Below are 25753 nucleotides of genomic sequence, written 5' to 3'. Positions count from 1 at the left end.
GTAGAATGTCGGTAGCATTTTTTTGTTGGGGTGGCCGCAAACGCCACCCTCTTTTTTGGGACTCCTCTATTCTCTCAAACAATTGTCCCGTCTGGCTTCCGTCTACCTTGTCACCCTCTCAGAGCTTTGACAACTGGATTCCGTATGAGTCCCAAAAACTCTCAATACCTCTCCTCGTTGCCCGTACTATTGAGAGTTGGCTAATACTCCATCCTTTTCCGATAAGCTAGGTTTTAAGCAGTCTTCACCACATTCCCCCTTAGCCCTCCTTTGAAAGGGGGGTTGGGGGGATAGAGGGGCTTGTCAGGTTGGACAAAACCAGTGTTTGAGTCCGAGCGGAGTCGAAGCGTTGAAATTCGGATTCCGTATAAGGTATGCGATCGCCCTCAACCCTGGTATCGTCAAGATTGCCAAGGTCGATCGAAACAACGCGCGAGAGAGAAAATCCCTTTAAAACATGGGAATCATTTGTAACGGGCCGAGTCCTAAATCGTCAGGATCGATCGCGGGAATTTCGTAAAACGCCATCATATCTCGCAGTTGGGGATTGCCGCGATGAGAACCCGTTGCCCCCATCGCTAAAATCAAACCACAATACCCTTGATTGCGACGGCTGTTCTTCTCCCATTTCTTGCGAACTTCTTGATAGTGAGGGTTGTCGTGGCTGTACTCGCCAAACAAATATAGCTGTCCGTTTCCCAGTTGTAAAATTCCGAGATCGAACTGTTCCCCACTGGCGGGATTTTCCCCCGGATTGAAACACATCGCTCGGATTCCACCGGCTTCTTCAATACGAGCGGCAGTGTCTTTCACTTTCGGGCGCGTGGTTTGAACGATGACCACCGGAAGCCCTGACATCTCTTGGGGAGCGTCTTCGTCGCGCGTATAATACTGAGCGGTCATCCGCAGAATCTCGATCGTGTTTTCGGAGATACTACCGAGGGTTAACAGCGATCCGTCGGGAATCAAATCTTCTCGCAACAAAGGCAAACCTGCGAACATCGTCGGATCTAGCCCTTCGGGTAAATCCTCGAGCGCAAAACTGTCGTCGTTGTCGGTGTCCGACGCCATTTCAAACAGTTCGCTGGCCAGTTCTGGCATGGTCGCGACGGTAACGCTGACGGACTTTTCGGGAACTCCAATTTCGGGGGGAATCGAGATTTTGTAGGTCGATTCGATTTTGGGAAACCGATCGTCGTCGAGTTTGTAGTGATGTTTCGAGAAAAAGCGATCGAGAGCGGTTAACGCCACCAATACGGGAACGGCTTCTTCCTCGTATAAAAACGATCGCAGTCCTTCTAGCGGATGTAGGTTGCCAAACTGGGAGTCGATTTCAGGCCAGGGTAAATCGTAGAGGTCGAAGTCGTCCGAGTCGAATTCTTCGAGGCTGTCATAGGTTAAAAACAGACAGTCTTGGTTGAGAAAGGCGTTCTCGAGCTGTTCGATGGAGTCGTTTTGTAATACCGAGGCGCGAAACTTCTTCAACGACTCGAGCGATCGATACATCAAAATGCCGTAGTCGAGTCCCAACATCCCCAACACGGAGACGTAAAAGGTTTCGATGCCCCAGCGATCGAGGCTGACGGCGATAATTTGATGGTCGCCCAAATAGTCCCAGGGGGCGTTGTCCCACAACGCATGGGCGATGTCGTTAAGAGGCGTTTCGTATTGGGGCGGTAAATGGGGCGGACGGGCTTTTACCGTACTTTGCAACCCCTGAAAAATTTCGTCGATCAGCGGTAAATCGGGGGCATAATCGAGCGCTATGTCCAACCCTTGCAAAACACCCCGCAAAAAAAACAACAACTCCCGATCTTTGACGACAATTTTTTGAGGTCGGGCGGGTTCGGCGGGATTGTGGGGATGTTCCATCGCCCGAATCAGCGTTCGCACGATCGCCTCGAAACCGACATCGGACGTGACCATATCCATCGCCCGAACGAAGCCTTGAGACCCATCGACCCAAAGCACGCATTCACCGGTCTGCTCTGCACTGTCTGCATCCGAGGCAACGCTCAACGAGCGTCGGTCTCCTTCCCAAACACAAGGAATTTGTTCTAATTTTTGCAAACGGCGACGAGTAGATTGAGTCAGCACGATCGTAATACGTTTAGAAGCTATCAGTCGAACGTCTTGCGGGAGCGCTTTTCGAGAGCGACCTCCCGATCTTTGAAGCGGCGTTCTTAACCGGGGTAACTATTCCACTGTACCACTGGGAACCAGCAGAACTGACAGACCGACAGACGCGATCGCCGGATTTCCACTCCCCTGCCAAGGCGAACAAACGTTATCATTTGTAATGAAAGCTGCTGTTGACAAAGAGTTGCAGACCTTATGCCAAGCACCGCCCCGATTCTCGTCGAAAAGACCAAACTCGAACGCCCGCCTCTGACGATCCACTATCTCGGCGATCGCGTGTTGCGTCAAAACTGCAAGCGCGTATCCCGCGTGGACGATAAGGTGCGCCAGTTAGCTAGAGAAATGCTACAAAGTATGTACAGCTCTGATGGTATCGGGCTGGCTGCGCCACAAGTCGGGATGGCCAAACAAATGCTCGTGGTCGATTGTAACCTCGACGACCCGACGACACCGCCTCTGATTTTAATCAACCCCAAAATTAAGCGGTTCAGCCGCGATATCGCCCTAGGACAAGAAGGGTGTTTGAGCATTCCCGGCGTCTATCTCGATGTCAAGCGTCCCGCCGCGATCGAAGTTATCTACAAAGACGAACGGGGACGTCCCCAAACTCGAGCTTTTACGGGACTGGCCGCCCGCGCCATCCAACACGAAATGGATCACCTCGAAGGGATTATGTTCGTCGATCGCGTGGAAAACGAAATCGAACTCACCCAAGAGTTAGCCAAACACGGTTTTTCCTACAAAACTGTCCGACGGATTAAAAAAGCACGGTAAACAATCGACAAGGAGCGCCTCAAGACGATGGGAACCACCCCAAAAGCCGGTTTTTTTCTTGCCTGTTCCTGCGTTGCCGCGATCGCGGCCGTCGGATCGATCTTCGAACTCTCCTCGGGAACTCCACAATACGGCGTCGCGTTCACCAGCGCCATCTTAGCTCTGAGCGTTCCCCTGGGGGGCTTTTTCTTCTTCGCCGCCGTCCGCGATGCCAAAGCGAATCAGTGATGACGAGATGATGAGATGATGGGATGATGAGGGGAGACAAGGGACAAGGGGACAAGGGGACAAGGAAGAAACTGTTACCTGTTAACTGTCCCCACTGGTGACTGGTGACTGGTGACTGAAACACTGCTTCGCGGTTCACTGTTCACGCTCCAAAGGTGCGTGATGCGGTAACCGTCCATTGAGTGGCTTTGGACAAGATTTTCCGGCCGCGTCACATACCCTACGATTGTTCCCCGTTCCCCGTTCCCCGTTCCCCGTTCCCCGTTCCCTCTTCCCTTTTCACTGAATCCGCCATGCCGACGACGAACGCCCCAGATTGGGAACGCTTGTATAAAGCCCTCAGTGTGGAAGCCGAACGTGGGTTTCCGAACTTGATGGGGCGCGAGTATCGGTTTCACGAATTTCTCAAACTCAGTTTCAGTCAGCCTCCGACGGAACTTCCTGAAGACGATCGCCGCCGCTGGCAGGAACTCGGCGATCGCTTCGCGGGTTATACCAACTTTACGCCATCTCAACGGCAGCATTTGGTGGCAGAGTCCCGCCGCTTTTTGCTGCAAATGCAGCGGGTGTTCGAGAAGGTGCGATCGCAGCAGCAAGAGACTCGCCCAACCCGCGTTAAAGCGCCACCCACCGCCCCGATTCAAACGTTAGCTCAACAAACCACCCCCCGCTACACCAACCCCGAACCGCTTCATTTAACTCAGCCTCTGACGGAGGTTAAAGCGATCGGACGGCGCAACGGCGATCGCCTCGCCCGATTGGGACTCTACCGGGTGTTGGAATTACTCTATTACTTCCCACGCGATCGCATCGACTACGCCCGTCAAGTCAGTATCTGCGACCTAGAACCCGGCGAAACCGTCACCATCATCGGCGACGTGAAAAGCTGTCGGTTCTTCTCGAGTCCCAAAAACAAAAAACTGACGATTTTCCAACTCGTCCTCAAAGATCCCACCGGACAAGTCAAAATTACCCGGTTCTACGCCGGACACCGTTACACTTCCTCGCGATGGCAATACGCCCAGCGATCGCAGTATCCCCGTGGGGCGACTGTGGCGGCGTCGGGATTGGTGAAAAAGAACAAATACGGCGTCACCCTCGACAACCCAGATTTAGAAGTTCTCAGCAACGCCGAAGGTCGCATCGAATCGATAACTGTCGGTCGCGTTCTCCCCGTCTATCCCCTCACGGACGGCGTCACGGCGGATATGATGCGTCGGGCGGTGTTGGCGGTTCTTCCGGCGGCGAAACAGGTTCTCGAACCGCTTCCGGTGAAACTGCGCCAAAAATACGATTTGGTAGAGTTACCCACGGCGATCGAACAGATTCATTTTCCCGACGATAGCGACAGTCTCGATCGCGCCCGTCGTCGTTTGGTCTTCGACGAATTCTTTTACTTGCAACTGGGGCTGTTGCGCCGCCGTCACGAACTCAAACAAAGCGGCGAAATCGCCAGTCGTCCCGCCTCCGCCGCCCTCACCGGACAGGGACAGTTGGTCGATCGCTTTTACTCTATTCTGCCGTTTCAACTCACGGGCGCACAACAGCGAGTCGTACGAGAAATCCTCGGTGATTTGTCGAAAACCACCCCCATGAACCGCCTGGTACAAGGAGATGTGGGGGCAGGTAAAACCGTCGTCGCCGTCGTCGCCATTCTGGCCGCCATCCAATCGGGCTATCAAGCGGCGTTGATGGCACCGACGGAAGTGTTAGCCGAACAACACTATAAAAAACTCGTCGGTTGGTTGAACTTGCTGCAAATTCCGGTGGAACTGCTGACGGGTTCGACTAAAACCAGCAAACGTCGCGAGATTCACGCTCAATTACAAACGGGAGAACTTCCGGTTCTCGTGGGAACTCACGCGTTAATTCAAGACCCGGTCAAATTCCATCAGTTGGGTTTGGTCGTTATTGACGAACAGCACCGCTTCGGGGTTCACCAGCGAGCGAAATTGCAGCAAAAAGGCGCAAACGGTATTTGTCACGTGCTATCGATGACGGCGACGCCGATTCCTCGAACGTTGGCGTTAACGCTACATGGAGATTTAGATGTGAGTCAAATTGACGAGTTACCCCCCGGACGAAAACCAATTCAAACGACGGTTTTATCGGGAAAGCAACGTCAAGAAGCTTACGATTTGATTCGTCGAGAAGTGGCGGGAGGTCGTCAATGTTATACGGTTTTACCGTTAATTGAAGAGTCGGAAAAACTCGATATTAAATCAGCGACGGAGGAATACGAACGATTACAGCAGGTCTTTCCTCACTACGAGATCGGCTTGCTTCACGGTCGCATGACCTCGTCGCAAAAGGAAGCGGCGATCGAACAATTTCGCACCAATGCAACGCAAATTCTCGTTTCGACGACGGTGGTTGAGGTGGGGGTGGACGTTCCCAACGCCACGGTGATGTTAATCGAAAATGCCGAACGCTTTGGGTTATCTCAGTTACACCAGTTGCGGGGACGAGTCGGACGCGGGGGCGATCGCTCCTTTTGTATTTTGATGACTCACTCGAAAGCTTCCGCCGACGCCAAGCAGCGGTTGGAAGTGATGGCGCAGTCGCAGGATGGCTTTTTTATCGCGGAAATGGATATGCAGCTACGGGGACCCGGTGAGGTGTTGGGAACTCGTCAGTCTGGACTTCCTGATTTTGCTCTGGCCAGTTTAGTCGACGATCGCGAGGTGTTGATTCTCGCCCGAGACGCCGCCGAACGGGTCATCGCCAAAGATCCCACAGTCGATCGCTATCCTCGCATGAAACGGGAGCTAGAGAAGCGGTTCGAGCAGTTGTTGGGGGGATCGATTTTGACTTAGGAAATTCACCACAGAGACACAGAGGACACAGAGGGGTTTTTGGAAGACTGACGCTCTATTACGTTACTTAACATTTCTTTGTGTCTATACACAATTATAATGAAACGCTGTTTTTATGAGATAATAAAGGGTTTTTAGTATTATTTGGGCGTTTCAAGGCGGTTTTCAGATATGGAAATTCGCCAAAAACGGCGATTTTAGCTTTACATTACTTAACTTAAGTTTAAATAAGCAAACGTAATTACTAAGATTTACGAAGTTGAATTGACGGATGGGGTGTAGTCTTGACAAATTAAAGCCTGTAGCGTAAATCACATTGAGTCAGCCATGGAACCATTATTCCCGCTCGCTCCCCGTTACCACCTCGACGATCCCCAACCTTGGCTGCGCGGCATCGATCCCGCCCGCCGCTATTGGCTGTGGGTCAACGGAGACGAGAGGGTTTGTACGATGGTTCCGGGTCTGTCGATTTCCAGTTTTGAGGAGTTCAAACAGGCGATTTGGAAATTTCGCGGTTTGGAACCGGGCGATCGCATGGAAATTTGCCGGGTTATCGACGGATGTACGATTCACTGTGTCGCACCGAACTGTTACGCGATCGCCGATACCGTCAACGACGCCCCAGTTTGGCACTTATTCGATCGCGAAACCCTCGAAAGCCTGCTGATGACGGCTCACCCCGACTGGCAACCCGCCCCCAGCGACGTAGAACTCGGTCGCGGCATGATGGAGCGAATGTTCGCCCGATCGATGGCAGCGTAATCGTATTTGGCAAAATTAACGCCAAACGAGATCGACGTAGGGTGCGTGACTTGGAAAATAGGGTGTAAATCCTTAGACCAATAAATCGTCACGCACCGCCAATGTACACCGCCCACTGAGACGGAAAAATCATCACGCACCGCCAACTGTCGGGATGTCACGCAAACTGTTTGAGATTGAGAAGTTCCTGCGGCGACGCCACCAGCTTAATTTTCACGCTCAACACTTGCGAGGCGTCGTCGAGGTGGAACGTCCAACCGACGTTGACACCGAACAGCGGCATTTTGACTTTTCCAGAGACTTTTACCAGGCGCGTTCCGTCGTCGAGAGGTTCGATTTTCCCCCGTTTGGGAAAACAGGCGATACCTTCGGCTTCTGTTTCCAGATAGAGCGCGATCGCATCGGGTCCGACCACCGCCTCTTCAAATGGTGGATGTAACGCACCGGTTTCGGCGAACAGTTGCGCCGTGTTCTCGAAGTCTCCCGTGTTGAGGGTTGCAAAGTAGCGACAGACAACGGGTTCGTCGATTGCTTCAATGGCGATCGTCGTTGAGTCGAGCGTCGTTTTCTCGAGCATGAAACTCATCCTCCTATAGCAAGTCCGACATTCAAAAAAAACGGGACGAAGGAACAAACCTCGAAGAAGTTCCTTCACCCCGATCGAAACTGTAAGGAAACGTCAATACAAACTGATAAACAAGCAGTCGTGCGAGCGATTACGACAGGGGATCGATTCCCATGTCGATAACTGCTTTACGGAGAATCGAAATTTGTTGGCTGAAATCTGCTTTCGTCACGAGGACGTTGAGAATTTCTTGAGCCGGACGGGACAAGCGATAGCCTCGGGGCATACCGATAACGGTTCCTTCATCCATCCACTGGGCGAGGCGATACCAGAACGCCAGTTTGGTGTTGACGCTCAAAGCACCGTAGGCGCGGCTCGTCGCACTGTTGCGCTTAGCGGCTAAGTCGCGCATGACTTGGAGCTGCTCGCCAGGTTCCATTGCTTTGATTTGCTCGAGGATACCTTCTGCGAGGTGGAGACGTGCCGCACCGGGTGCAGCGGGAGTGATGGCTTTGCCCATTTCGGTGTAGACGAACCACAGAAGCGCGAGTTGGTCGTCTACGGACAAGCGGCTGAAGCGAGCTGCCACTTCGGGAACGAGTGCAGCAGAATCGACAACAGAGAGTGCGGGGTTAGTAGTCGTGGCGTAGGCCATGGTTTTACTCTACCTTTGTCAAGCGGCTACTTCGATCTTGCAAACTTTCTTAACAAAAAGCAAATAAGATTTACAAATCAATTAAATTTGGAATCATAATGAGTTTGCCTAAAAAGCGTTACACCCAACAGTTGTAAACCGTTGAAAATTCGAGATTACAAGAGAATAAGCGCAATATTCTAGATTTTTGGCAATTTTTAAAGCTTCGAGGTCTCGAATAATGAAATTAGGGAGTTGCGATCGCCCGCCAGAATAGAGATAGTCTCGTTCCTCTGCACTGACACAGCCGCCATGAACTCAGACCTCAACAGCGATCGCATCAAACAGAAAGCCTACGACTTAGGATTTCATCTGGTGGGGATCGCCGCTGCCGAATCGCCTCCCGAGAACGTCCGACATTTACAAAACTGGTTGGCGCAGGGATATCACGCGGATATGGACTGGATGAAAAATCCCAAACGCCAGGACATCAAAGCCTGTTTCCCCGACGTAAAATCCGTGATTTCCGTGGCGTTGAACTACTACACGCCGGACGAACAGCCCCAAGAGGGCGATCGCGCCAAAATTTCCCGCTACGCCTGGGGACGGGATTACCACCGGGTTCTCGACAAAAAACTCAAAGCCTTTACGCTGTGGTTGCAACGCCAAGGGGAAGGGATTCGCGCCAAATACTACGCCGACACCGGGCCAGTTCAGGATAAAGCTTGGGCGCAACAAGCGGGGTTGGGCTGGATTGCCAAAAACGGCAACGTAATCACCCGTCAGTACGGCTCTTGGGTGTTTCTCGGGGAAATTCTCACCACCCTAGACTTAGAGTGCGATCGCCCCCATACCGAACATTGCGGAACCTGCACTCGCTGTTTGCAAGCTTGTCCCACCGAGGCGATCGTGCGTCCGTTCGTCGTCGATGCCAACCGCTGCATCGCCTACCACACCATCGAAAACCGCAGCGACACCCTCCCTACCGACATTGCGAAAAACCTCCAGGGTTGGGTGGCTGGATGCGATATTTGCCAAGAAGTTTGTCCCTGGAACCAGCGATTTTCCCGAGAAACCGACGTAGAGGAATTTCAGCCCTATCCCGAAAACCGCGCCCCGAGTTTGTCCGAACTCGCGACGCTATCAGAAGACGATTGGGATCGCCGATTTCGCGCCTCCGCCTTACGTCGCATCAAACCCTGGATGTGGCGACGCAATGCCGAGGCGAACTTACAAAACAGAGAACGCGATCGCGATCGTTCTCGTCTCAGCGATGACGATCGCGACGCCGCAGCGTTTCGAGGGTCGTAATTGCGAACAATCCGAGAAGCAGATGGGGTTCGGGAACGTCTACCGGATCGGGGGGAAGCGAGGAAACTTGGGAAAACTGACGCAGAAAAACCGGCGAGGCGGGGGTCGAGTCAGCAATAAAATAGCGGAACGTCACCGTTTCGCCCGGATCGACGAGTCCGTTGGAAAATGCGATCGCGTCTTTTCCGTTGCGGATCGTTTGAATATCAGAAAAGCGATCGGAGGTTGGCGTAAAGTCAGAATAAGAGGGAATAGATTTCCCACTCGGCAGTCCGAACGCGAGACCGTCTCCATGAGAGCTAGGGGTTCCCAAGTTCGACTGAAGTTCGTGATCGAAAAATTCCCAGGTGCGATCGCTGCGATTGGTTAACACCGACTCGAACCAAAAGCCAGACACAGATCCAGCGGGCATTCCAAATTCATCGACGACATCAAAAGAAGTCAAACTCGTTAAGCCGTCAATCTGTAACACCAAGTCGAGATCGGTTCCCGTAACATCTTGAAACAGGGTGATGGTGTTACCCGTAACGGTTCCACCCTGAATATTGAAGTCTCCCGATCGGGCTTGAAAGTTCAGCGATCCCCCGCCGATCGATAAGGAGACAGCCGAAGCGGGAGTCGTGGCGATCGCAAGCGGTGTGGCAGTTGCAGCCAGTAACGCGCCCGTACGCAACAGCGGGGTTCGATCGAGAATAGAACTCAGTAACCAACTCATACTTTGACCCGAACCATCTCAAAAACTTCACCTTTTGGATACAATTATGGCATCCTGCAAAGTTCTCATCGAAAATTTCGGGATCGCCAACCCAGATTTTTTTAATGAATGCAGGCAGCATCATTACCGGCCTAATTCAAGGTTGAAACGGTTAAGCATCCAGTTTACTGTCCCTTTCAGCCAATGCTTGAGCCAAACGTATTCGATGACGGCGGGATATCTGCTGCTCTGGGTCAACACCATCAAAGGTAGGCGGAATCCAAGCGCGGACGACTAATAAACCTCCCAGCACGATGAGAAAAGAGCAGGCCGCCATGACCTGCACCCACGGCGTTTCCAAAATGCCTCGGACAATGATTTCCCGCAGCACCGACACGATCGAAACCTCTACTGCGACCCCAATCGAAACTCGATGCTCCTTTAAATAAATAATCAGTAATCGAAACAATTCCACCAGAATTAGCAAAAACAAAATATCGGCAGTGACCCGAGGAAAGTCTAAAGGGGGCAATAGCGACAGAAACATCTCTCGCAATTGCATCACCATGAAGCTAAACAGGCCAATGCACAACGAAATCACAATTAAGTCCTGCACCATTTCCAGAAAACGGACGATGTAGGCTCCATTAAACCAATTGCGCCAGCGATTAGAAGAGGCTGCTGATGAGGGTTCCATAGTCAACAAAAGTAAAGGGCAAAAAAGGGGGGGGTGAAGCGGCCTAGATTCTGTATCTTTGGCAATAAATTGCCGAGGAAGTTCGAGCAGCCCCCCGTAACGTTAAACAAAGAGAGTTCTAAGCGATTTGGCGTAAACCTGTGAATATCACGGCCGAGACAATCTATGCGGCTGTTGAATGGAGACGATGCAGACCTGGCTGCCGCGTTGGTCTGCCGGACTAGGGAAGCTCCAGCAGACCGCGACCCATCTGGGGATCAGCCGCCTCCCATCAGAGTCTGGGCGAGTCCGATGAAGAGTGGTATTCCCACGGCAAGCGCGATCGGCGTGCCGACGGCTGTAGACGAGCCGATGTAGGCGGAGGGATTGGCCTTGGGAATACCGGCGCGTAACGTGGGCGGCCCTGAGATGTCTGAACTGGAGGCGGCGATGACGGACAGGATCACGACGCCGCCAGGACTGAATCCCGTGGTGACGTGGGCGACCATGCCGAGACCAAAGCCAATGAGTCCATGCAGCAGCGGTGCCACCACAGCATATACGGCGTACCACTGGGCTACCTTGCGTAGCTCGCCGATCCTTGCCCATGCCTCCATACCCATGACCAGCATCAAGATCGAAAGCAGGCCGCGGAAGAGGGGATTGAAGAAGCTCTCATAGACACTTTCCGGCTGGGTTAGTATACCGAGCGCGAGACCGAGCAGCAGTGCTGACAGGGCAGATCCTTGGAGGCTGTCCTTCACGATAGGCCATATCTCGACCCGCTTGTCTGCGATACCGCTCTGCTGACTGAGATACTCCTGCCTGCTACTGGGATACCCCTGCTCGCTGGAATACCCACCTACAGCAACCGGCTGCTTGCTGAAAGACTCCTGCTTGCTGAGAGACTCCTGTTTGCTGAGAGACTCTTGCTTGCTGAGAGACTTTTGCTTGCTCACATAGATGCTGGCCAAGACGATCGCAGTCACGAGTGCCGGGATGTCCATAAAGGGATAGAGTGCGGCAGCCCATGCCTCGTATGGCATACCTTCGGATTCCAACATTGTCAGACCAGCGGCGAGGGTAGAACCACTCACGGCACCGAACAAGCCCCCGGTCGCAATGGCATCCACAGTTTTGACTTTCGGCAGCCTGGCCAACGTGTTTCGCGCGATGAACACGATCAGGATTCCGATTACCGCAGCGAACACCGCAGGTAAAAGCATCTCTGCGAGATTGGCGTTGCGGATCGCAATGCCGCCGCTCAGTCCAACTTTGATGAGCAGCATGAAGACGATGAACTTATAGATCGCGTCTGGAATTTGCAGTCGGCTATTGACGGCGGCAACGACCATACCACCAATCAGAAAGCCGAGTGTCGGAGACTGCAACTTATCCACGAAGCGCGTCAAGAAATCGGACAAAAAATCCACTGTGTAATTCCTCCGTAATCAGATCTTGAGGGTCAGGACGGTAGGCAAGGGTGGCCTCGAATCCTGGGTGGCTGGCTCTATGCATCCGGGTGAGCGGCGAGTCAACCCGCTACTAAGAATGCATCTGCATCCCGGTGTGTCGTGTGCTAGAAGATCGGGTTTCGCTCCAGCGAGCGCAAACGATCGCCCTAATCAGTGCTGATTCATTGGCAATGGCGTGTTTCAGCCATGATTGACCAGCAATTGGTTCGTAAAATCCGAGGGATGCATCTGGGAAAGCGTTTTCGGGTACCTACTCAGGTGGAGAGCGGTTATTCATCGCGCTTCCGCAACGGAAAATGGTGCGCGTTTGGGGAATACATCGACCGATCGCCCAGATTAGCCCGGTTGATGATGTTGGCATAAGTCAACTCAAACGCCATCGTACTCAGCCCCAAAGCCACAAACCAGATTCAGACTGTGGGAAACACGGCCGAACAGAGATGTAGATAGAGCCGGTTGCTGAAGCACTGGCAACGTACAGAAAGTTCCGACGAGTTATGCGAGATAAATTTGCCATGAATACCTCCTTCCGCCTCCTTTAACAAGGAGTGATGATTGTGATAAGTGAGCTTTAAACAGTTGAAGACAGTAGGGATGAAGCGCTTCATCCCTAGAACACAGGTGTCATACGAATACCTGTCGATAGAGTGTTCAGAGATGCCTGCTCTCAGAATGGGGCTGGAAGATGTCGCTGTCCCGCAGCATCTTCTATAGATCTAGCTCTATGAAGACTCAAATATTTATGTACTTAAGTCTATGTGCTTAAGTTTATCTTAAAATCTGCACAAATTTGCGATCGCTCCACATGGATCTGCTAAGTAATGTCAAATTCAAATCATAAGTTTTTCTTTTATTATCAGAAAACCCGTATATCTCTGGTCAATGTAAATTGCGATCGCAGAATGTTCTCTATACGTTCAGGCGTTACGCATCTACACCGTTTGTAGAGTGAGCAATACCCACCGACCTCTCCATTTAGGGTAATTTCGGTCAAACTACGTAAGTCCCAAGGGAATCCCAAACCTAAGCCGGGGCGTGAAAACTCGGCTTGGTATCATACGGAATCCGAATCTCAACGCTTCGACTTCGCTCAGCGTTAAAACACTGGTTTGCCCCAGTCAGACAAGCCCCTCTATCCCCCCAACCTCCCTTTCAAAGGTGGGCGAAGGGGGGATAGGGGGCTAAGGGGGGATATGGTGAAGCCTTCTTGAAACCTAGCTTATCGGGAAAGGATGGAGTATCAATCCCGCTATCAACAACAAGGGATGCCGATGTCAGAGTAAAATCCCCATCAGAAGCGAGGAGGTGAAGACCCTCACGCTTCAGCTAGGGGTGAGCTGACAGAGAACGGTTTGAAACCGGCTAAATCGTGAACAGGAGTTGCGTGGATACGAGTTGTCTAGCAATGGCCGAGCTAATCGATCCACATTTCGGGGGGAGTTGTTGCTGGCTCGTAAGTCGTGGAGGGACTGGAACTAGCGAGGTTATACCACCCTACCGCCAGTAGGAGACCGAACCCACAGCCCAATAAAAAAGTCCAGGCGTGAGACGACTCGAGTACGCAGAGCAAGCGGCGATCGCGCCCATAGACTTGCACGATCCAACCTTCGCTGGTGTTGTCAAATTTGGTTCGCAGTTTAGTTGAGTCAAACTTGTTCATGGTCTATGCTCTATGGCGATCGAATGTGTGTAGCGGTGGCGGACACTTGCCTGCTGCACCGGAAACACCTATCAGAAATTCACCTATGAATGGAGAGTGCCTCAAGGAGAGAGACGGGAACGCTCAAACCTGACATCGCTCTCGCACAGAAGACCGGCATCCATAGATAGAAATCTATGCTTGTACCTTAAACGATATTCTTAAGTATATACTTAGATTTGCTACGGCTGCCATGCTCTACCCCAGTCCATCATCAAAATTATCTGAACTGATTGATAAGCTTAGCTTTTGATAACTGGCGCAGAGATAACGACAAAACAAGGATAAGTGTTTTTTATAAAATGCTTCCGCTAATCTGAGTCAATAGAGGGTAGTGGATTCGTCGATCTTTGGCATAAACTTAAAAGCATACATTTTAAGTTATGGTTCGAGGCAAAACCATAGAGTCTTGTCTTGAACGATCGCAACAGAACACATTAAGAGGTAACCCACATGACCCAGCAAGCCAGCAAGCTCGTCATCGTTACGGAAAAGTTGCTGCTGAAAAAGATCGCCAAGATCGTCGACGCAGCCGGGGCTACCGGTTATACGGTGGTGGCCGCTGGCGGAAAAGGCAGTCGCAACGTGCGCTCGTCGGGGCAACCTTCCGTTGGCGACAGCTACTCGAATATAAAGATCGAGGTGCTTACCGCCAATCGGGATATAGCCCTGAAGATTTCGGATGAGGTCGCAGCGCAGTTTTTTGAAGATTACTCGGGAATCACCTATATCTGTAACGCGGAGGTACTCCACGCGCACAAGTTCTGACTCAAACCCTCAGAAAAAACCCGGTCGTTCGCACGAACCGGGTTCCTCTTGTGAATGCTCCCCCACCTGCTTGCGCGAGGTGTGGGTGTCTTATTACAAGGCGTTAGCCCTGGCGACAGGCGGCATTCTCGCGGTGTACTGGGAACTTTTGCCCAGCCACACCCCCAAGTCGTTTCCGCTATAGGGCTTTAGAAAAACTTCTGCCTGGAGTCTGACGTGTATTAACCGACTCGTTGGACTGACAGGGAATTAACCTCACTTAATGAATCGTGCCTCCAGAGTCCTCGGAATCTCTGTTCCCTCTTTTGCCCGTACCCATTAAGCCGGTTCCATCGTACCACACTCCTTGACCCCCACCTCACGCGACTCAGGTGGGGGTTTGGGCGTCGCTATTTTTGTTCAAAACCCAACTTAAGCGGCGATCGCCACATCTCGAAGACGTTTCACGACGAACGACTTTTCGAGATAGGACAACAAGTTTCCAGCTTTCGGCCCCCGTTCTTTCCCGAGGAAGGAACGATACACCGCTGGAAAGGCTTTCTTCGGTGCCAATCCCAAGGCTTTCGAGGTGGAGAAAATCTCCGTCTGTAACGTTTCCCCTTCCCAATTCTCGAGATTTTCTAAGTTGTCCGCTAACTGACTTAAATACTGACGTTGTTCGATTTCGAGATCTCCCGTCGATTCGGGAATTTCATCGAAATACAACACCAGTTTTTCATCAGGATCGGCGTAGTCGTCGAGCCATTTTTGCGCGACGCGAATTCGCTCGTTGACGACTTCCCAATCGGTTCGATCGAGGGGCTTCTCGCTGCGTTTTTCCACTTCCGCTTTGATGTCGAGGTGCGGAACTTGCAGCAGAGAAATCAGCGTACTGAAATCGAAAGGTTGATAGGTGCGGATTGCATCGCCGACTTGGGAATAGTAGAGAGCCAATAAGTCTTTACTTAACTGGGGATTCTCTTCGCTAGCGAGAAGTTTTTCGTATTTCTCGATCGCCGTGTCGTAATCCCGAAACAGCCGCGTAATGGTTTCGTAATTCGGCGAGAAGTTAATCGCCGTTTTCGGCTGCGTTCTCAACATCAAAAAGCGCAACAATTCCGGTGGAAGCAGTTCGGAAATTTCTTTCGCACTGGCTCCGACCCCTTTCGAGGAACTCATTTTAGTCCCGCCGACGAGGATAAACTCATAAGGAGAGTGGAACGGCGGTTTCTTTCCGTACACTTTACGGTAAATGGCGTTGGCCACATCTCGCGAACCGCCTTTTTGCGAGTGGTCTTTCCCCGCCAGTTCGATGGTGACGCCGAGGAGATCCCATTTCGCCACCCACTCGACTTTCCAGGGGAGTTTTCCGTTTCCATCGAAGGGAGACACCCAACCCGAACCGCCGCATCCTTCGACATAACTCATCGCGTCGGGTTTGCAAGTGTAGAACACCTCTTTTCCGTTATAGTCGGAGACGACGGTGGTGGCGATTTTACCGCAGTGTTGGCAGATAACTTGGAACGGATACCAGTCTTCGGCGCGATCGGCGTTGCTGACTTGTTTGTACGCTTCTCGGACGAGGTGAGCGTTTTGTAAGAAGCGATCGATGTAGGGGTTGAGTTTTCCCTCGCGGTACAAATCGCGCAAATAGTAAATCTGCGGACGAACGCCGAGGTTATCGAACACCTCGAAAAATTCCGAACTGTAATATTTCGCGTAATCGCTAGCTCCCTCGCCAGGAGAAGGGACGTTACAGAGGGGGTGTCCTAAATAGGGAACGAACTTGTCGCGATCGAGATAGTTCGGTACGCTATCGAGGGCGTCGTAATCGTCGATACCGTATAAAAATTTAACGGGTTTCTCAGCACGTTTGAGGGCGCGGTAGATGACATCGTGAACGATAACGCCGCGCAACGATCCCACGTGAACCCGACCGGAGGGAGTTTTGGAATCGTTGACGACTTGTTCGCCTTGCGTGCTGGCGGCAATTTTATCAGCCCAGAACATAACCGAATCGCTGTTGCGCTCAAAACCTTTTTATTCTAGCACCACCGCTTGAAATTTCCAAACGGTTCGAGTGGTTTCAAGCGCGACATTTCCAAATCGAACGGATTTCTCGATCTCCGTCGCGCGATCGCCTATTCCCACTCTAACGTGAGCGAGGGCATCAAACGCTGTAGGTTTTTCAAAGATTTTCCTTGCCAGGGAATCGCTTTCGACCCGCGCACGATCGTATGAATGGTTTTTTTATGGCGTACTTTGATCACGAACTTCGACAACATACTGATACCGGAACTGTTGAGAAATTCCAACCCTTGTAAATCGAGAACGATTTGCGACGGTTCGCGATCGACCACCTCGTCGAGCAGTTCGGCGATCGGCGCGTACTCTGCCATCCCACTCAAGCGAAGCGAACCTTGGCAGTATACGGCGTTCGTATCCGGCTCGTACCAGATGTGATAGTCGTCTGTCTTAATTTCCATCATTGGTTGTAAACGTTCGGGGATCGTGGAGAGACACCGTTCGCGCACGGTATCGAAAAGGAGGCCAAACCAGCGTCAGTGTACTACGTCGCGCGTCCTTCAGACGGGTAGTTCTACCATCGTCGTAACCGTCATCACTTCCGGCTCTTTCTGAACCGTCTCGAGCTTCCACCCCAGCCGAGCCATATAATCGCTCATCATCGTGAGATATCCCAGACGAGAACTGGTACTCGTTTCGTCTAGGGCGTTTTTTTCGAGTTGGCGCACGTACATTTCTTCAGGATCGCACGAAACGAGTTCTTCGAGATAGCCTTGAAATTCCTTGACTTTCTGAGTGGGGATACTATTTGTCGTAAAAAACATCAAGCGTTCGGGATGAAGTTGTAATTGAATGCTAATGGGATAGGAAGATGTTTCGTCGCTGAACTTCATGGCGTTTTCGAGTAGTTCGTTAGCAATGAAGCTGACCGCACCTTTAATTTCTGCTTGTCGGCGCATCGATGCAGGATCGTCCTCGCTGCCGAGAAAAAAGGTGGTGAGATAGTCCGCCATAAAATCAGCAGACAATCCATTGTTGCGCCAGCGTTGTTTTAAGGGAACCGAACTCGGAGAAAAACCGATAATGAGAAACTCGGGGCTGTCGGGTTGTCCCTCGTTGTAGTCCCCAAAAATTTGCGTCATATGTTCCAAAACTCCCGAACCCTCTACTGCTTTTCGACGTGCTTTTCCTGGCGCTGTGGAGCGACCGGGGAAAGTGCTACGCACCGCTTTCGCGAACGCACTGCTGTTTGATGGCCAACAATGTAATATCATCGTAGACCTTTTGCCGACCGATATGGCGTCGCAGGTCTTCGATAACCGCTTGTCGAATCACCTCAGCCCGTTTGTGAAGGTGGCGTCGCACGATCGCACAGAGGCGATCGAGGCCGTAAAAATTCCCGTTTTCGTCTTCAGCTTCGGTAATCCCGTCGGTGTACAACACCACCACATCCCCGGCGTTCAGTTCGACCGTGGTTTCGTCGATAAACTCGGCGACACTAGCTTCTAACCCGATGGGAAATCCCAAATCGATGGTATCGATGCGTTCGATGTCCCCGCTGGCGCGCACGATGAGGATTTCCTCGTGTTGTCCGCTGACGCGCAACCGTCCGTTGTCGTAATCGAGTAACGATAGCGTCAAGTTGCGATCGGAATCCATTCGCTGAATGTTTCCGTAAATCGTGCGGTTGAGAGTTTCGAGAAACCGTCGCGAATCGGTCTCTTCGCTTTCTAACAACGTGCGAACTGCCGTTTGAACCATCAACATCAACACACCACTTTCTAAACCGTGGCCGGTCACGTCACCGATGCCGATTTTAACCCGTCCGTCGCGACAAAGCACATCGTAGTAATCGCCGCCGATTTCCGTCGCCGGTTCCATGTATCCAGCGATGTCCAACCCGACGATTTGCGTCAGTTCCCGCTCTTTGGGTAACAGCATCTGTTGCAAGCGGCGCGTGATTTCGACTTCGGCCCCCAAGCGGAGGTTTTCGGCTTTCAGGCGATCGTTGAGCAACGTGATTTCTCGGTTCGCCTCAGCTAAGGCGGCTTCAGCCCGTTTGCGCTCGCTAATGTCTCGAAAAATTCCTGTATAAAACACGTGATGGCCGACGCGAACTTTCGTGGCCGTCGCCTCGAGGGGAACCTCGAACCCGTCCACGTGACGGCCGACGAGTTCGGCGCGTCCCTCATAGAGCAGTTGTCCGAAGGGACTGTCGGGATTTTCCCGGCTGTTCTCGGCCGATAGCAACGCCAACAGGGGTTTTCCGAAGAGATCGTCGCGAGGGTAGCCGAAAATGGTTTCGCTACTGGGGTTGGCATTGGTAATCGTTAACGTGTCGGGACAAAACGTCAAAATGGCGTCGCTGGCGGTGGTGACGATGGCATTGGTGCGGTTGACGGCATCTTCGAGGGCGTCCATGACTTCGTTGTACCGCCGCGCGATCTGTCCGACTTCGGTAAAGGGTTCGACGGGGACGCGCAGGCTCAAATCTTGGGTTTTCGCCTGGGAGTCCATGACTTTGAACAGGTCGTAAATCTCAGTTTTGGCGCGATGTTCGGACACGTTGAGTCCCATTTGTTCGTCTTCGGGAGACACGCGCAAGGGGAAGTGGCGATCGATAAAGTGCAAGAACAGGTACGTCAGACCGAAAGACCAGATTCCGGCAACGACGATTCCCAGTAACTGCACGGCCACCTGCTCCCACCGCGTTAACCCCGTGTCGATGAGCGTCAAGTCGCCGAACAAGCCCAAGGCGAGACTTCCCCAAATTCCCCCGCCGAGGTGAACGGGAACGGCATCTACGGCGTCGTCGATGCGAAACCGCTCGAGAAGAGAGCGTGCGGCTAGGGTAACGATGCCGCCCCCGATGCCGATGACGACGGCGGCCGGGGTCGTAACGACGTGGCAGTTGGCTGTAATGGAGACCAATCCCGCTAGGGAGCCGTTGAGTAATAGTTCGACTTCGGGGACTTCGTGACGCGACCAACTGTAAATGAGGGCCGTGACGAGACCGGCGACACCGGCTAGGACGGTGTGAACCATGATCGCGGCGACACGATCGCTCAGGACGAGCGTGCTTCCCCCGTTGAAGCCGAGCCATCCGAGCCACAGGAGCATCGTTCCGAGTACCGAGAGCGGTAGGTTCGAGCCTTGGATTTTTTGGGGCGTTCCGTCGGGCAGAAAACGGCCGACGCGAGGACCGATGACGAGAAGGGCAGCCAGGGAAATCCAGCCGCCGATACTATGTACGACGGTACTTCCTGCGAGATCGGTAAAGCCGATCTGACCCAGCCACCCGCCCGCGAACCCGTCGGCTTTCAAGTTCCACGCCCAATGACCGAAGATAGGATAAATGAGACCGGAGGTGATACAGGAGACGAGGAGATAGGCACTGAATTTCATGCGCTCGGCCACGGCGCCCGAGACAATGGTGGTAGCGGTTCCGCAAAACATGGCTTGGAAGAGAAAAAAGGCTGCCAGTTGCGGTGTCGATTCGATCGTCAAAAAAAAACCGCTCGTTCCGATCCAGCCGAATCGAGATATCCCGAACATGAGGGCGTAGCCGAACGCCCAAAAGAGAGAGACGGAGATGCCGAAGTCGGCAAAGTTTTTGACGGCGACGTTGATGCTGTTTTTCGATCGCGTCAGCCCGGACTCCAAACACATAAAGCCGGGCTGCATCAGGAAAACCAAGCCGCTACACACCAAAACCCAAAGAATATCTACCACCGGATACCCGCTCCTTTCACTCCCGACGTAATGGATAGTAGAGGCCAAGAATGAAAACGAACCTAGAGATAACACGGTTATTTAACACACAATTTCGGGTTAAGTTCTGGTAAAATTTTTACATAAAGCGTGCCAGTCGTCACGGACGAGCCAAAAAAGTCCGATCGCCCGCCTTCAATTTTTTGCTTTAGGGCTTTTGTTTTAAAACCAACAGGGTAATGTCATCGTAAACTTTTTGCCGACCGATATGTTGTCTGAGGTCGGTGACGATCGCTTGTCGAATTTCTCGGGCGCTTTTGTAAGCGTTACGACAGGCGACTTCACAAAGGCGATCGAGTCCGTAAAAGTTACCGTCCTCATCTTCGGCTTCGGTGATTCCGTCGGTGTAAAGAATGGCTGCGTCGCCGGGATCTAACGTCACTGTAATTTCACTGATAAAGTCGCCGATCTGTTCGTCGAGTCCGATCGGAAAACCTAAATCGATGGTGTCGATTCGTTCGAGATCGCCGCCAGTTCTTAAAATTAAGACTTCTTCGTGTTGTCCGCTCAATCGCAGTCGGCCGCTGTTGCCGTCGCTCCAGTAATCTAACAGTGCTAGCGTCAGGTGGCGATCGGAGTTCATCCGTTGGACGTTATCGAAAATGGTTTGGTTGAGGGTACTGAGAAATGTCACCGGATCGGCTTCTCGAGTTGCCAGCAAGGTTCGCACGGCGGTTTGTACCATAATCGTGAGGACGCCACTTTCTAAGCCGTGGCCGGTCACGTCGCCGATACCGATCTTCAGTCCGCGATCGTGGGGGAGAATGTCGTAGTAGTCGCCTCCGACTTCGTCGGCCGGTTCCATGTACCCGGAGATGTCGAGGTCTCGAACGGCATCGAGTTCGCTATCTTTAGGAAGTAGCATTTGTTGGAGTTTTCGAGCGACATCGACTTCTGCTCCCAAACGCAGGTTTTCGGCTTTGAGACGGTCGTTGAGTTCGGTGACTTCGGCATTGGCGCGATCGAGTTCTGCGGTACGCTGTTGTAATAGAAACGTCGCGATTTCATAGAGACGGGCTTGGGCGACGAGTAGTTTGTGAACGTCGAGCAAACGATAGGTTTTGGGGCTGAGTTCGACGACGATCGGCTCGTAAAGCAGTTCGGGCGATCGCTGCAAGCACTGACGCGCTGCCTCGAAAATGGGCGTATCTCCGCTCGAGTAGAGAAGGTCGGTTTCGATAAAGGTGTAGAGCGATCGCAGCGGACGTCGAGAAAACAATTCGATCCCGTAGGGGCGGCTCATAATTTCTAAAAAGCGCCGTCGAGAAATCATTCCGAAAAAGTTTTTTGACTCCGTTAAAATCGCACCTGGAATTAGGGGGTTTTTCGCAAATGTTTCCACGAGAACGTCGCCAGGAAGATCGACTTCAATCTGCAAATCGTAGAGCGATAAATCTTTTAACCTCGAATTGAGATTTAAGTCTTCTAGAGAACTACCGTAAAACTCTGAAAGGGGTTGAGATTCTAGCATAACCCGATCGTCGTTACTTGATTTCAAGATGAAGAGAGATGCAGAGAGAGTCAGACACGCTAAACTCCACAAAATGCTCGATCGGAGTTCGCGATCGCACCGTTTTCAACCGAAATTTCTCGATTTTGTGCATTTTGCTCGTTCTACGACTGCACGATCGAACCGGCTCGATGGCGGAAAGAAATGTCACAAATTTATGTTACACCTTTCTTTCTAATTTCTGTTTGACGTTCGAGTGCGGTCTACAGCACGCGATCGCCATGCTATTTTGTAAACATTATTTTGCAAAAAGTTAAGCGCGAGTTAAATCTAGCTTAAGCACTATTCAAGACAGATGCTGTAAATTGCCAAACGGTCGCTCGGGAGACGATGATAAGGGCGGGCTTTTCGGTTTGACCGCAATTAATTGCAGGTTCGAGGTCCACACTCCCATTTTCGATCGCAACCAGTCGAATCCCGTAAACACGCTCAAGAGAGACACATTTTGTAACGGATCGAAAAGTGATGCCAGGCGCGGTCGTTGTTGGTGGTGCGCCAGCCAGTGGCGATACGATAAAATCCAAAAGGCGTGGGACGGCAATGCTTTAAATCGATCGACCGTCAATCCCGCATCGGTGACTAAACGCGTTAACGTGCGGCGATCGAACAAATTCCAATGGCGAGGGAAATGATAGCCGCCCCAACAGCCCCCTTGAAACAGCTTTGCATCTAACCCTTCTGTATTCGGCGTTTCTAAAATCAGCCGTCCTCCGGGGCGCAGCAACCGTCCCAAACAGCGCACCGTTTCCGCCGGATTCGCCACGTGTTCGAGAACTTGCAACAACACGATAACGTCAAAGTAGTTTTCTGGTAACTCGTCGGCAATATCTTCGAGACGCCCGTAAAATCCCTGATAGCCCTCGGCGTTTAGGCGATCGATCGCCGTGGCGTCCATCTCCACCCCAAACAACTGATGCTTGGCTAATCCGAGGCGATGCAACATCGTTAAATAGCGCCCGTTTCCGCAACCGACGTCCAAAAATCGCAAGGCTCGTTTCGTTTCAAACGGTGCGATCCAAGATTTGACTTTTCCTGCATCTAACCAATCTTTCGCCCGCCGCGCGATCGGATGCACGGCCGTATCGTAGTTATACGCATAATAATTGGGCGGGTAAATCTGCGAAAATTCTACTTCAGCAGGGCGAGGGTTGAGGTAGACGTTCCCGCACTCCTTACAACGCACCATACGAAAGACATCGTTCGAGGTGTCGTACTCGTAGTCTTTACCCGAGGCGTAAGGATGCCAGTTATCTGCACCGCAAACGCCACATCGCACGAATTTTAGTTGAAGCGAGGAAGGGGACATAAGGAGAGGGGGAGAAGGGGAGACAAGGAATACCCTATGGAGTCGGTGCGTGACGAGTTGGCCGGTAAGACCGGATGCTTTTCTTGTCTTTAGGTCACGCACCCTACGATTGCTGTTCCCAGATCCACTGTTCACTGCTCACTGTTCACTGTTCACTGTAAAAGGCTGGTGACTGTAAAAAGCGGAGGACGCGCCATAAAAAGGCGATATAACTGCCGCGAACGGTGATTTCAGAGCGATCGCGAACGAAGCGATGGGCTTTCGCTAAATGGTAATGAGGCATCGACGGCCAGAGATGGTGTTCGGCGTGATAGTTCATATGATGGGGTGAAAAAATCTGTGCTTCCCACCACGGCGGACGAAACGAAATCAACCGCTCGAGATCGCAAGTATCGTCAGGATAAGTCAAAACTGCGTGATCGCAAAAGGCGCGAATTTCGTCGGGAACGAAGACGAGAAAGAAAATCGGTGCCACCCACAGCAGTAAATACGCCCACACTGGAAGCGGCGACAAGGCGATCGCTGCAATTAACAGCGGTTGCCACAACAACACCGGTATTCGCTGCTGGAAATAGTCTCCGAGTAACGCTTCTGTCTGGGGTGTCTCTGGGGTTTGAGTTTCTGAGGCTTGACTGTCGCGATTCGACGCCTCGAGGAGTTTTCCAAAGGGCGTGACTTTCAACACCGTTTTTCCAAATGTTGCTAAACCCGAACAGTACAGCAAAAACTGTAGCGGTGAATTTTTGGCGGCGAAGGTGTGTAGGTAGCGATCGGGATCGTCGGGGGTTCCCATGTAACGGTGGTGCTGAAGATGGTTGCGCCGCGCGTCTTCGAGTGCCATAAACATCGGCCCGTATACCAACCAGCGGGCTAAATTATCGTTAACGCGACGGTTGGGATGTAACGCGCCGTGAATCGCATCGTGGGCGAGGATAAACAGTTTGTACTGACTGGTTCCGACAAGCAGAAACGCTACGAGATAAGTCCAAACCGTGGGCATTGCAGCGACGAGGACAAACGCTGTCAGAATTATCAGCCAATCCCCAGCGAGATCTCGATAGGCTCGTTTCGGCTGCACCGCCAACCACTGGCGGACGTATTCGATCGGAACCGATTGCCGAACGGACCGCTCGAGTTCGGGCATGGTGGTAGGTTGGGGCGCTGTTGCTGTCATAGTTCGGCTCCTCTAGACACCGGAACGACTCTCGATCGCCAAGGGAACAGATGCGAGAGAATCATGGTTTTGTATAGTACAGTTTTGGTGGATGTCGAGTTCGTATACATAAAAAAATAAATTTGTCAATACTTATTTCAAAATATTTATTTTTCTCGGTTCGCTCTTCAGCGTCTCGACTCGATCGGGATGTCCTTCGAGAATTCACAAAGTTTATCTAGGGTTTGCTGAAAAAGTTATCAAAAGCCGGAGGTGGAAAATGAGCAAGAAGCTTTCTTCCTCAAATCATAACTTCGACTTGACTTAACTGACCCACTTCATAACTAAGATTAATAGTTTTCGGAAAAATTCTGAGAATTGGAAAAAATTGATACAAAAAAAGACAGTAAAACTGCATCAGCAGCGGCTCTTACGATCGAGAAAAGGGGATTAAAGCCAGAAGCGTTGAATGATAGTAAAAATAGACAAACATTGCTCGAATAATCTATAATTGTAGAGAGAACTAAATTTAAGTATATGACAGCAATGATGGAATCTAACTTTCCCAAAATTGTCAAGCAGTATCTCGGAGATCTTCCCACAAACGATTATCCAGTCTTAGATACTTTTACATTTGTATCCTCCTGGTTAACGTTTAGCCTGGATCGGGGGATTAAAAGCATGACGGATTTATTCTTTCGCTTAAAATGTCGAGGAATATCTATTGACAAATCAACGTTTTCTAGGCTCTTCCGACCCTGGTATGTAGGGTAAATGCCTGTAGCCGACCTCTGGAAAGGAATTTCGCAATTTCAGCTCTCTTTTTATAAGTTTAAGCGAAAAGTTAGACTCTGTGAGGGTTTTAGCGATTTCTTGCATAGTAAGTTCGGAAGAGCCGTTTTATAAAGCGAGTAAACATCGAGATTTTAAAGTGTTTGTTCGGTTGTTTGAAAAACTTAAAGCTCAAGCTATTCAGAAGCTAGATCGGCCTGAAAAGTTAATTTTATTTCCCGTAGATTCAACAGTAATTACCCTAACAAGTAAATTGTTATGGCAAAAAAAATATCATCAAGTTAAGCTTTTTGCGGAAACCAGCAACGAGCGAGAAATTATTGATGGAGTTCACATTCACTTTGGACAAGGTCATGACAGTCAGTATGGCAATAAAACGATAGAAGCCACGGCCGAAAACTCTATCTGCAGAATGGATAGAGGGTTTGCTAGTTCTGAGCGAGTTAAGGAACTTCTCCAACAAAAAAATAAGTATTTTGTTCTGAGAATTAAAAATGATGCCACATTGAAAATGCGGCTCTTCCGACCTTAGTGTGTAGGGTAAATGGGGTGCATCTCAATTATGTAAATTCATCGAATTGGGCGCACTCAATTTCCAGATCCCCGGCATCTTGGAGATGCCGGGGATCTTATACGGGAAATGCTAATCGGGAATTTTGCCACCCAAAACTGATGT

General features: G+C 51.3%; 21 protein-coding genes. 7 read left to right on the top strand and 14 right to left on the bottom strand.

The window, feature by feature from the left end:
- Nucleotides 1-450: 450 nt before the first annotated feature.
- Entirely contained in the window at nucleotides 451-2097 is a 1647-nt protein-coding gene (locus POG22_RS14530; RefSeq protein ID WP_498906044.1) for a DUF6930 domain-containing protein, read from the bottom strand.
- A gap of 237 nt (nucleotides 2098-2334) precedes the next feature.
- On the opposite strand from POG22_RS14530, the gene def reads away from it, so the two are divergent.
- The 4 genes from def (at nucleotide 2335) to POG22_RS14510 (ending at nucleotide 6719) form a co-directional block, all read left to right on the top strand.
- Nucleotides 2335-2913 (top strand): peptide deformylase, encoded by a 579-nt coding sequence (gene def, locus POG22_RS14525; RefSeq protein WP_498906043.1) that lies wholly within the window; start codon nucleotides 2335-2337, stop codon nucleotides 2911-2913.
- 27 nt (nucleotides 2914-2940) lie between these two features.
- Nucleotides 2941-3141, top strand: a complete 201-nt coding sequence (locus POG22_RS14520) for a hypothetical protein (RefSeq protein WP_017661131.1) — start codon at nucleotides 2941-2943, stop codon at nucleotides 3139-3141.
- Between the two features lie 293 nt (nucleotides 3142-3434).
- The gene (recG, locus tag POG22_RS14515) at nucleotides 3435-5957 is read left to right on the top strand and encodes an ATP-dependent DNA helicase RecG (RefSeq protein WP_498906042.1); all 2523 of its coding nucleotides are present in this window, start codon (nucleotides 3435-3437) and stop codon (nucleotides 5955-5957) included.
- 327 nt (nucleotides 5958-6284) lie between these two features.
- Nucleotides 6285-6719 carry a hypothetical protein gene (locus POG22_RS14510; protein ID WP_498906041.1) on the top strand — a complete coding sequence of 145 codons (435 nt, stop codon included), beginning with the start codon at nucleotides 6285-6287 and terminating at the stop codon, nucleotides 6717-6719.
- A gap of 157 nt (nucleotides 6720-6876) precedes the next feature.
- Here POG22_RS14510 and POG22_RS14505 read toward each other — a convergent pair whose 3' ends face one another.
- Nucleotides 6877-7296 (bottom strand): nuclear transport factor 2 family protein, encoded by a 420-nt coding sequence (locus POG22_RS14505; protein WP_498906040.1) that lies wholly within the window; start codon nucleotides 7294-7296, stop codon nucleotides 6877-6879.
- Between the two features lie 139 nt (nucleotides 7297-7435).
- Entirely contained in the window at nucleotides 7436-7939 is a 504-nt protein-coding gene (locus POG22_RS14500; RefSeq protein WP_498906038.1) for an orange carotenoid protein N-terminal domain-containing protein, read from the bottom strand.
- 291 nt (nucleotides 7940-8230) lie between these two features.
- Between POG22_RS14500 and queG the strand changes: the two genes are divergently transcribed.
- Entirely contained in the window at nucleotides 8231-9229 is a 999-nt protein-coding gene (gene queG / locus POG22_RS14495) for an epoxyqueuosine reductase (RefSeq protein ID WP_498906036.1), read from the top strand.
- Here the strand turns inward: queG and POG22_RS14490 are convergent.
- The 4 genes from POG22_RS14490 to POG22_RS14475 all read right to left on the bottom strand — a co-directional run bounded on the left by POG22_RS14490 (nucleotide 9186) and on the right by POG22_RS14475 (nucleotide 13734).
- On the bottom strand, nucleotides 9186-9944 hold the full coding sequence (locus POG22_RS14490) for a hypothetical protein (RefSeq protein ID WP_498906035.1): 759 nt from the start codon (nucleotides 9942-9944) through the stop codon (nucleotides 9186-9188). The genes queG and POG22_RS14490 overlap by 44 nt on opposite strands.
- A gap of 151 nt (nucleotides 9945-10095) precedes the next feature.
- The gene (locus tag POG22_RS14485; RefSeq protein WP_026097661.1) at nucleotides 10096-10620 is read right to left on the bottom strand and encodes a phosphate-starvation-inducible PsiE family protein; all 525 of its coding nucleotides are present in this window, start codon (nucleotides 10618-10620) and stop codon (nucleotides 10096-10098) included.
- A 257-nt stretch (nucleotides 10621-10877) separates the two neighbouring features.
- Entirely contained in the window at nucleotides 10878-12032 is a 1155-nt protein-coding gene (locus POG22_RS14480; protein WP_498906033.1) for a sodium-dependent bicarbonate transport family permease, read from the bottom strand.
- A 1456-nt stretch (nucleotides 12033-13488) separates the two neighbouring features.
- On the bottom strand, nucleotides 13489-13734 hold the full coding sequence (locus tag POG22_RS14475) for a hypothetical protein (protein WP_017661142.1): 246 nt from the start codon (nucleotides 13732-13734) through the stop codon (nucleotides 13489-13491).
- 492 nt (nucleotides 13735-14226) lie between these two features.
- Here POG22_RS14475 and POG22_RS14470 point away from each other — a divergent pair, with 492 nt between their 5' ends.
- On the top strand, nucleotides 14227-14541 hold the full coding sequence (locus POG22_RS14470) for a P-II family nitrogen regulator (RefSeq protein ID WP_017661143.1): 315 nt from the start codon (nucleotides 14227-14229) through the stop codon (nucleotides 14539-14541).
- A 411-nt stretch (nucleotides 14542-14952) separates the two neighbouring features.
- Here the strand turns inward: POG22_RS14470 and lysS are convergent, their stop codons facing one another.
- The 7 genes from lysS to POG22_RS14435 all read right to left on the bottom strand — a co-directional run bounded on the left by lysS (nucleotide 14953) and on the right by POG22_RS14435 (nucleotide 24306).
- Nucleotides 14953-16530 carry a lysine--tRNA ligase gene (gene lysS / locus POG22_RS14465; protein ID WP_498906032.1) on the bottom strand — a complete coding sequence of 526 codons (1578 nt, stop codon included), beginning with the start codon at nucleotides 16528-16530 and terminating at the stop codon, nucleotides 14953-14955.
- A gap of 131 nt (nucleotides 16531-16661) precedes the next feature.
- The gene (locus POG22_RS14460) at nucleotides 16662-17006 is read right to left on the bottom strand and encodes a slr1659 superfamily regulator (RefSeq protein ID WP_498906045.1); all 345 of its coding nucleotides are present in this window, start codon (nucleotides 17004-17006) and stop codon (nucleotides 16662-16664) included.
- A 99-nt stretch (nucleotides 17007-17105) separates the two neighbouring features.
- On the bottom strand, nucleotides 17106-17687 hold the full coding sequence (locus POG22_RS14455; RefSeq protein ID WP_498906031.1) for a slr1658 family protein: 582 nt from the start codon (nucleotides 17685-17687) through the stop codon (nucleotides 17106-17108).
- Between the two features lie 76 nt (nucleotides 17688-17763).
- On the bottom strand, nucleotides 17764-20277 hold the full coding sequence (amt, locus tag POG22_RS14450) for an ammonium transporter (protein WP_498906029.1): 2514 nt from the start codon (nucleotides 20275-20277) through the stop codon (nucleotides 17764-17766).
- 187 nt (nucleotides 20278-20464) lie between these two features.
- Nucleotides 20465-21787, bottom strand: a complete 1323-nt coding sequence (locus POG22_RS14445; protein ID WP_498906028.1) for a PP2C family protein-serine/threonine phosphatase — start codon at nucleotides 21785-21787, stop codon at nucleotides 20465-20467.
- Between the two features lie 325 nt (nucleotides 21788-22112).
- On the bottom strand, nucleotides 22113-23132 hold the full coding sequence (locus POG22_RS14440) for a class I SAM-dependent methyltransferase (protein WP_498906026.1): 1020 nt from the start codon (nucleotides 23130-23132) through the stop codon (nucleotides 22113-22115).
- Between the two features lie 145 nt (nucleotides 23133-23277).
- Nucleotides 23278-24306: a fatty acid desaturase family protein gene (locus POG22_RS14435; RefSeq protein WP_498906024.1), complete on the bottom strand. Its 1029-nt coding sequence runs from the start codon at nucleotides 24304-24306 to the stop codon at nucleotides 23278-23280.
- Between the two features lie 832 nt (nucleotides 24307-25138).
- Here POG22_RS14435 and POG22_RS14430 point away from each other — a divergent pair.
- Nucleotides 25139-25609, top strand: coding sequence for a transposase (locus POG22_RS14430; RefSeq protein ID WP_498906022.1), 471 nt, complete (start codon nucleotides 25139-25141; stop codon nucleotides 25607-25609).
- The last annotated feature ends 144 nt before the right edge of the window (nucleotides 25610-25753 follow it).

This window comes from Geitlerinema sp. CS-897 (assembly GCF_028368005.1).
GTDB classification, from domain to species: Bacteria; Cyanobacteriota; Cyanobacteriia; order Cyanobacteriales; family Geitlerinemataceae; genus Baaleninema; species Baaleninema simplex.
The sequence above is the reverse complement of the archived record's forward strand: the minus strand, read 5'-3'. Positions and strand labels throughout refer to the sequence as shown.

Coding starts and splice junctions, on each gene's coding strand:
- POG22_RS14455 (WP_498906031.1), bottom strand. CDS start 17,687: ATGACGCAAATTTTTGGGGACTACAACGAGGGACAACCCGACAGCCCC.
- POG22_RS14435 (WP_498906024.1), bottom strand. CDS start 24,306: ATGACAGCAACAGCGCCCCAACCTACCACCATGCCCGAACTCGAGCGG.
- POG22_RS14490 (WP_498906035.1), bottom strand. CDS start 9,944: ATGAGTTGGTTACTGAGTTCTATTCTCGATCGAACCCCGCTGTTGCGT.
- lysS (WP_498906032.1), bottom strand. CDS start 16,530: ATGTTCTGGGCTGATAAAATTGCCGCCAGCACGCAAGGCGAACAAGTC.
- POG22_RS14505 (WP_498906040.1), bottom strand. CDS start 7,296: ATGCTCGAGAAAACGACGCTCGACTCAACGACGATCGCCATTGAAGCA.
- POG22_RS14460 (WP_498906045.1), bottom strand. CDS start 17,006: ATGGAAATTAAGACAGACGACTATCACATCTGGTACGAGCCGGATACG.
- queG (WP_498906036.1), top strand. CDS start 8,231: ATGAACTCAGACCTCAACAGCGATCGCATCAAACAGAAAGCCTACGAC.
- POG22_RS14475 (WP_017661142.1), bottom strand. CDS start 13,734: ATGAACAAGTTTGACTCAACTAAACTGCGAACCAAATTTGACAACACC.
- POG22_RS14500 (WP_498906038.1), bottom strand. CDS start 7,939: ATGGCCTACGCCACGACTACTAACCCCGCACTCTCTGTTGTCGATTCT.
- POG22_RS14485 (WP_026097661.1), bottom strand. CDS start 10,620: ATGGAACCCTCATCAGCAGCCTCTTCTAATCGCTGGCGCAATTGGTTT.
- POG22_RS14470 (WP_017661143.1), top strand. CDS start 14,227: ATGACCCAGCAAGCCAGCAAGCTCGTCATCGTTACGGAAAAGTTGCTG.
- def (WP_498906043.1), top strand. CDS start 2,335: ATGCCAAGCACCGCCCCGATTCTCGTCGAAAAGACCAAACTCGAACGC.
- POG22_RS14445 (WP_498906028.1), bottom strand. CDS start 21,787: ATGCTAGAATCTCAACCCCTTTCAGAGTTTTACGGTAGTTCTCTAGAA.
- POG22_RS14510 (WP_498906041.1), top strand. CDS start 6,285: ATGGAACCATTATTCCCGCTCGCTCCCCGTTACCACCTCGACGATCCC.
- recG (WP_498906042.1), top strand. CDS start 3,435: ATGCCGACGACGAACGCCCCAGATTGGGAACGCTTGTATAAAGCCCTC.
- POG22_RS14440 (WP_498906026.1), bottom strand. CDS start 23,132: ATGTCCCCTTCCTCGCTTCAACTAAAATTCGTGCGATGTGGCGTTTGC.
- POG22_RS14520 (WP_017661131.1), top strand. CDS start 2,941: ATGGGAACCACCCCAAAAGCCGGTTTTTTTCTTGCCTGTTCCTGCGTT.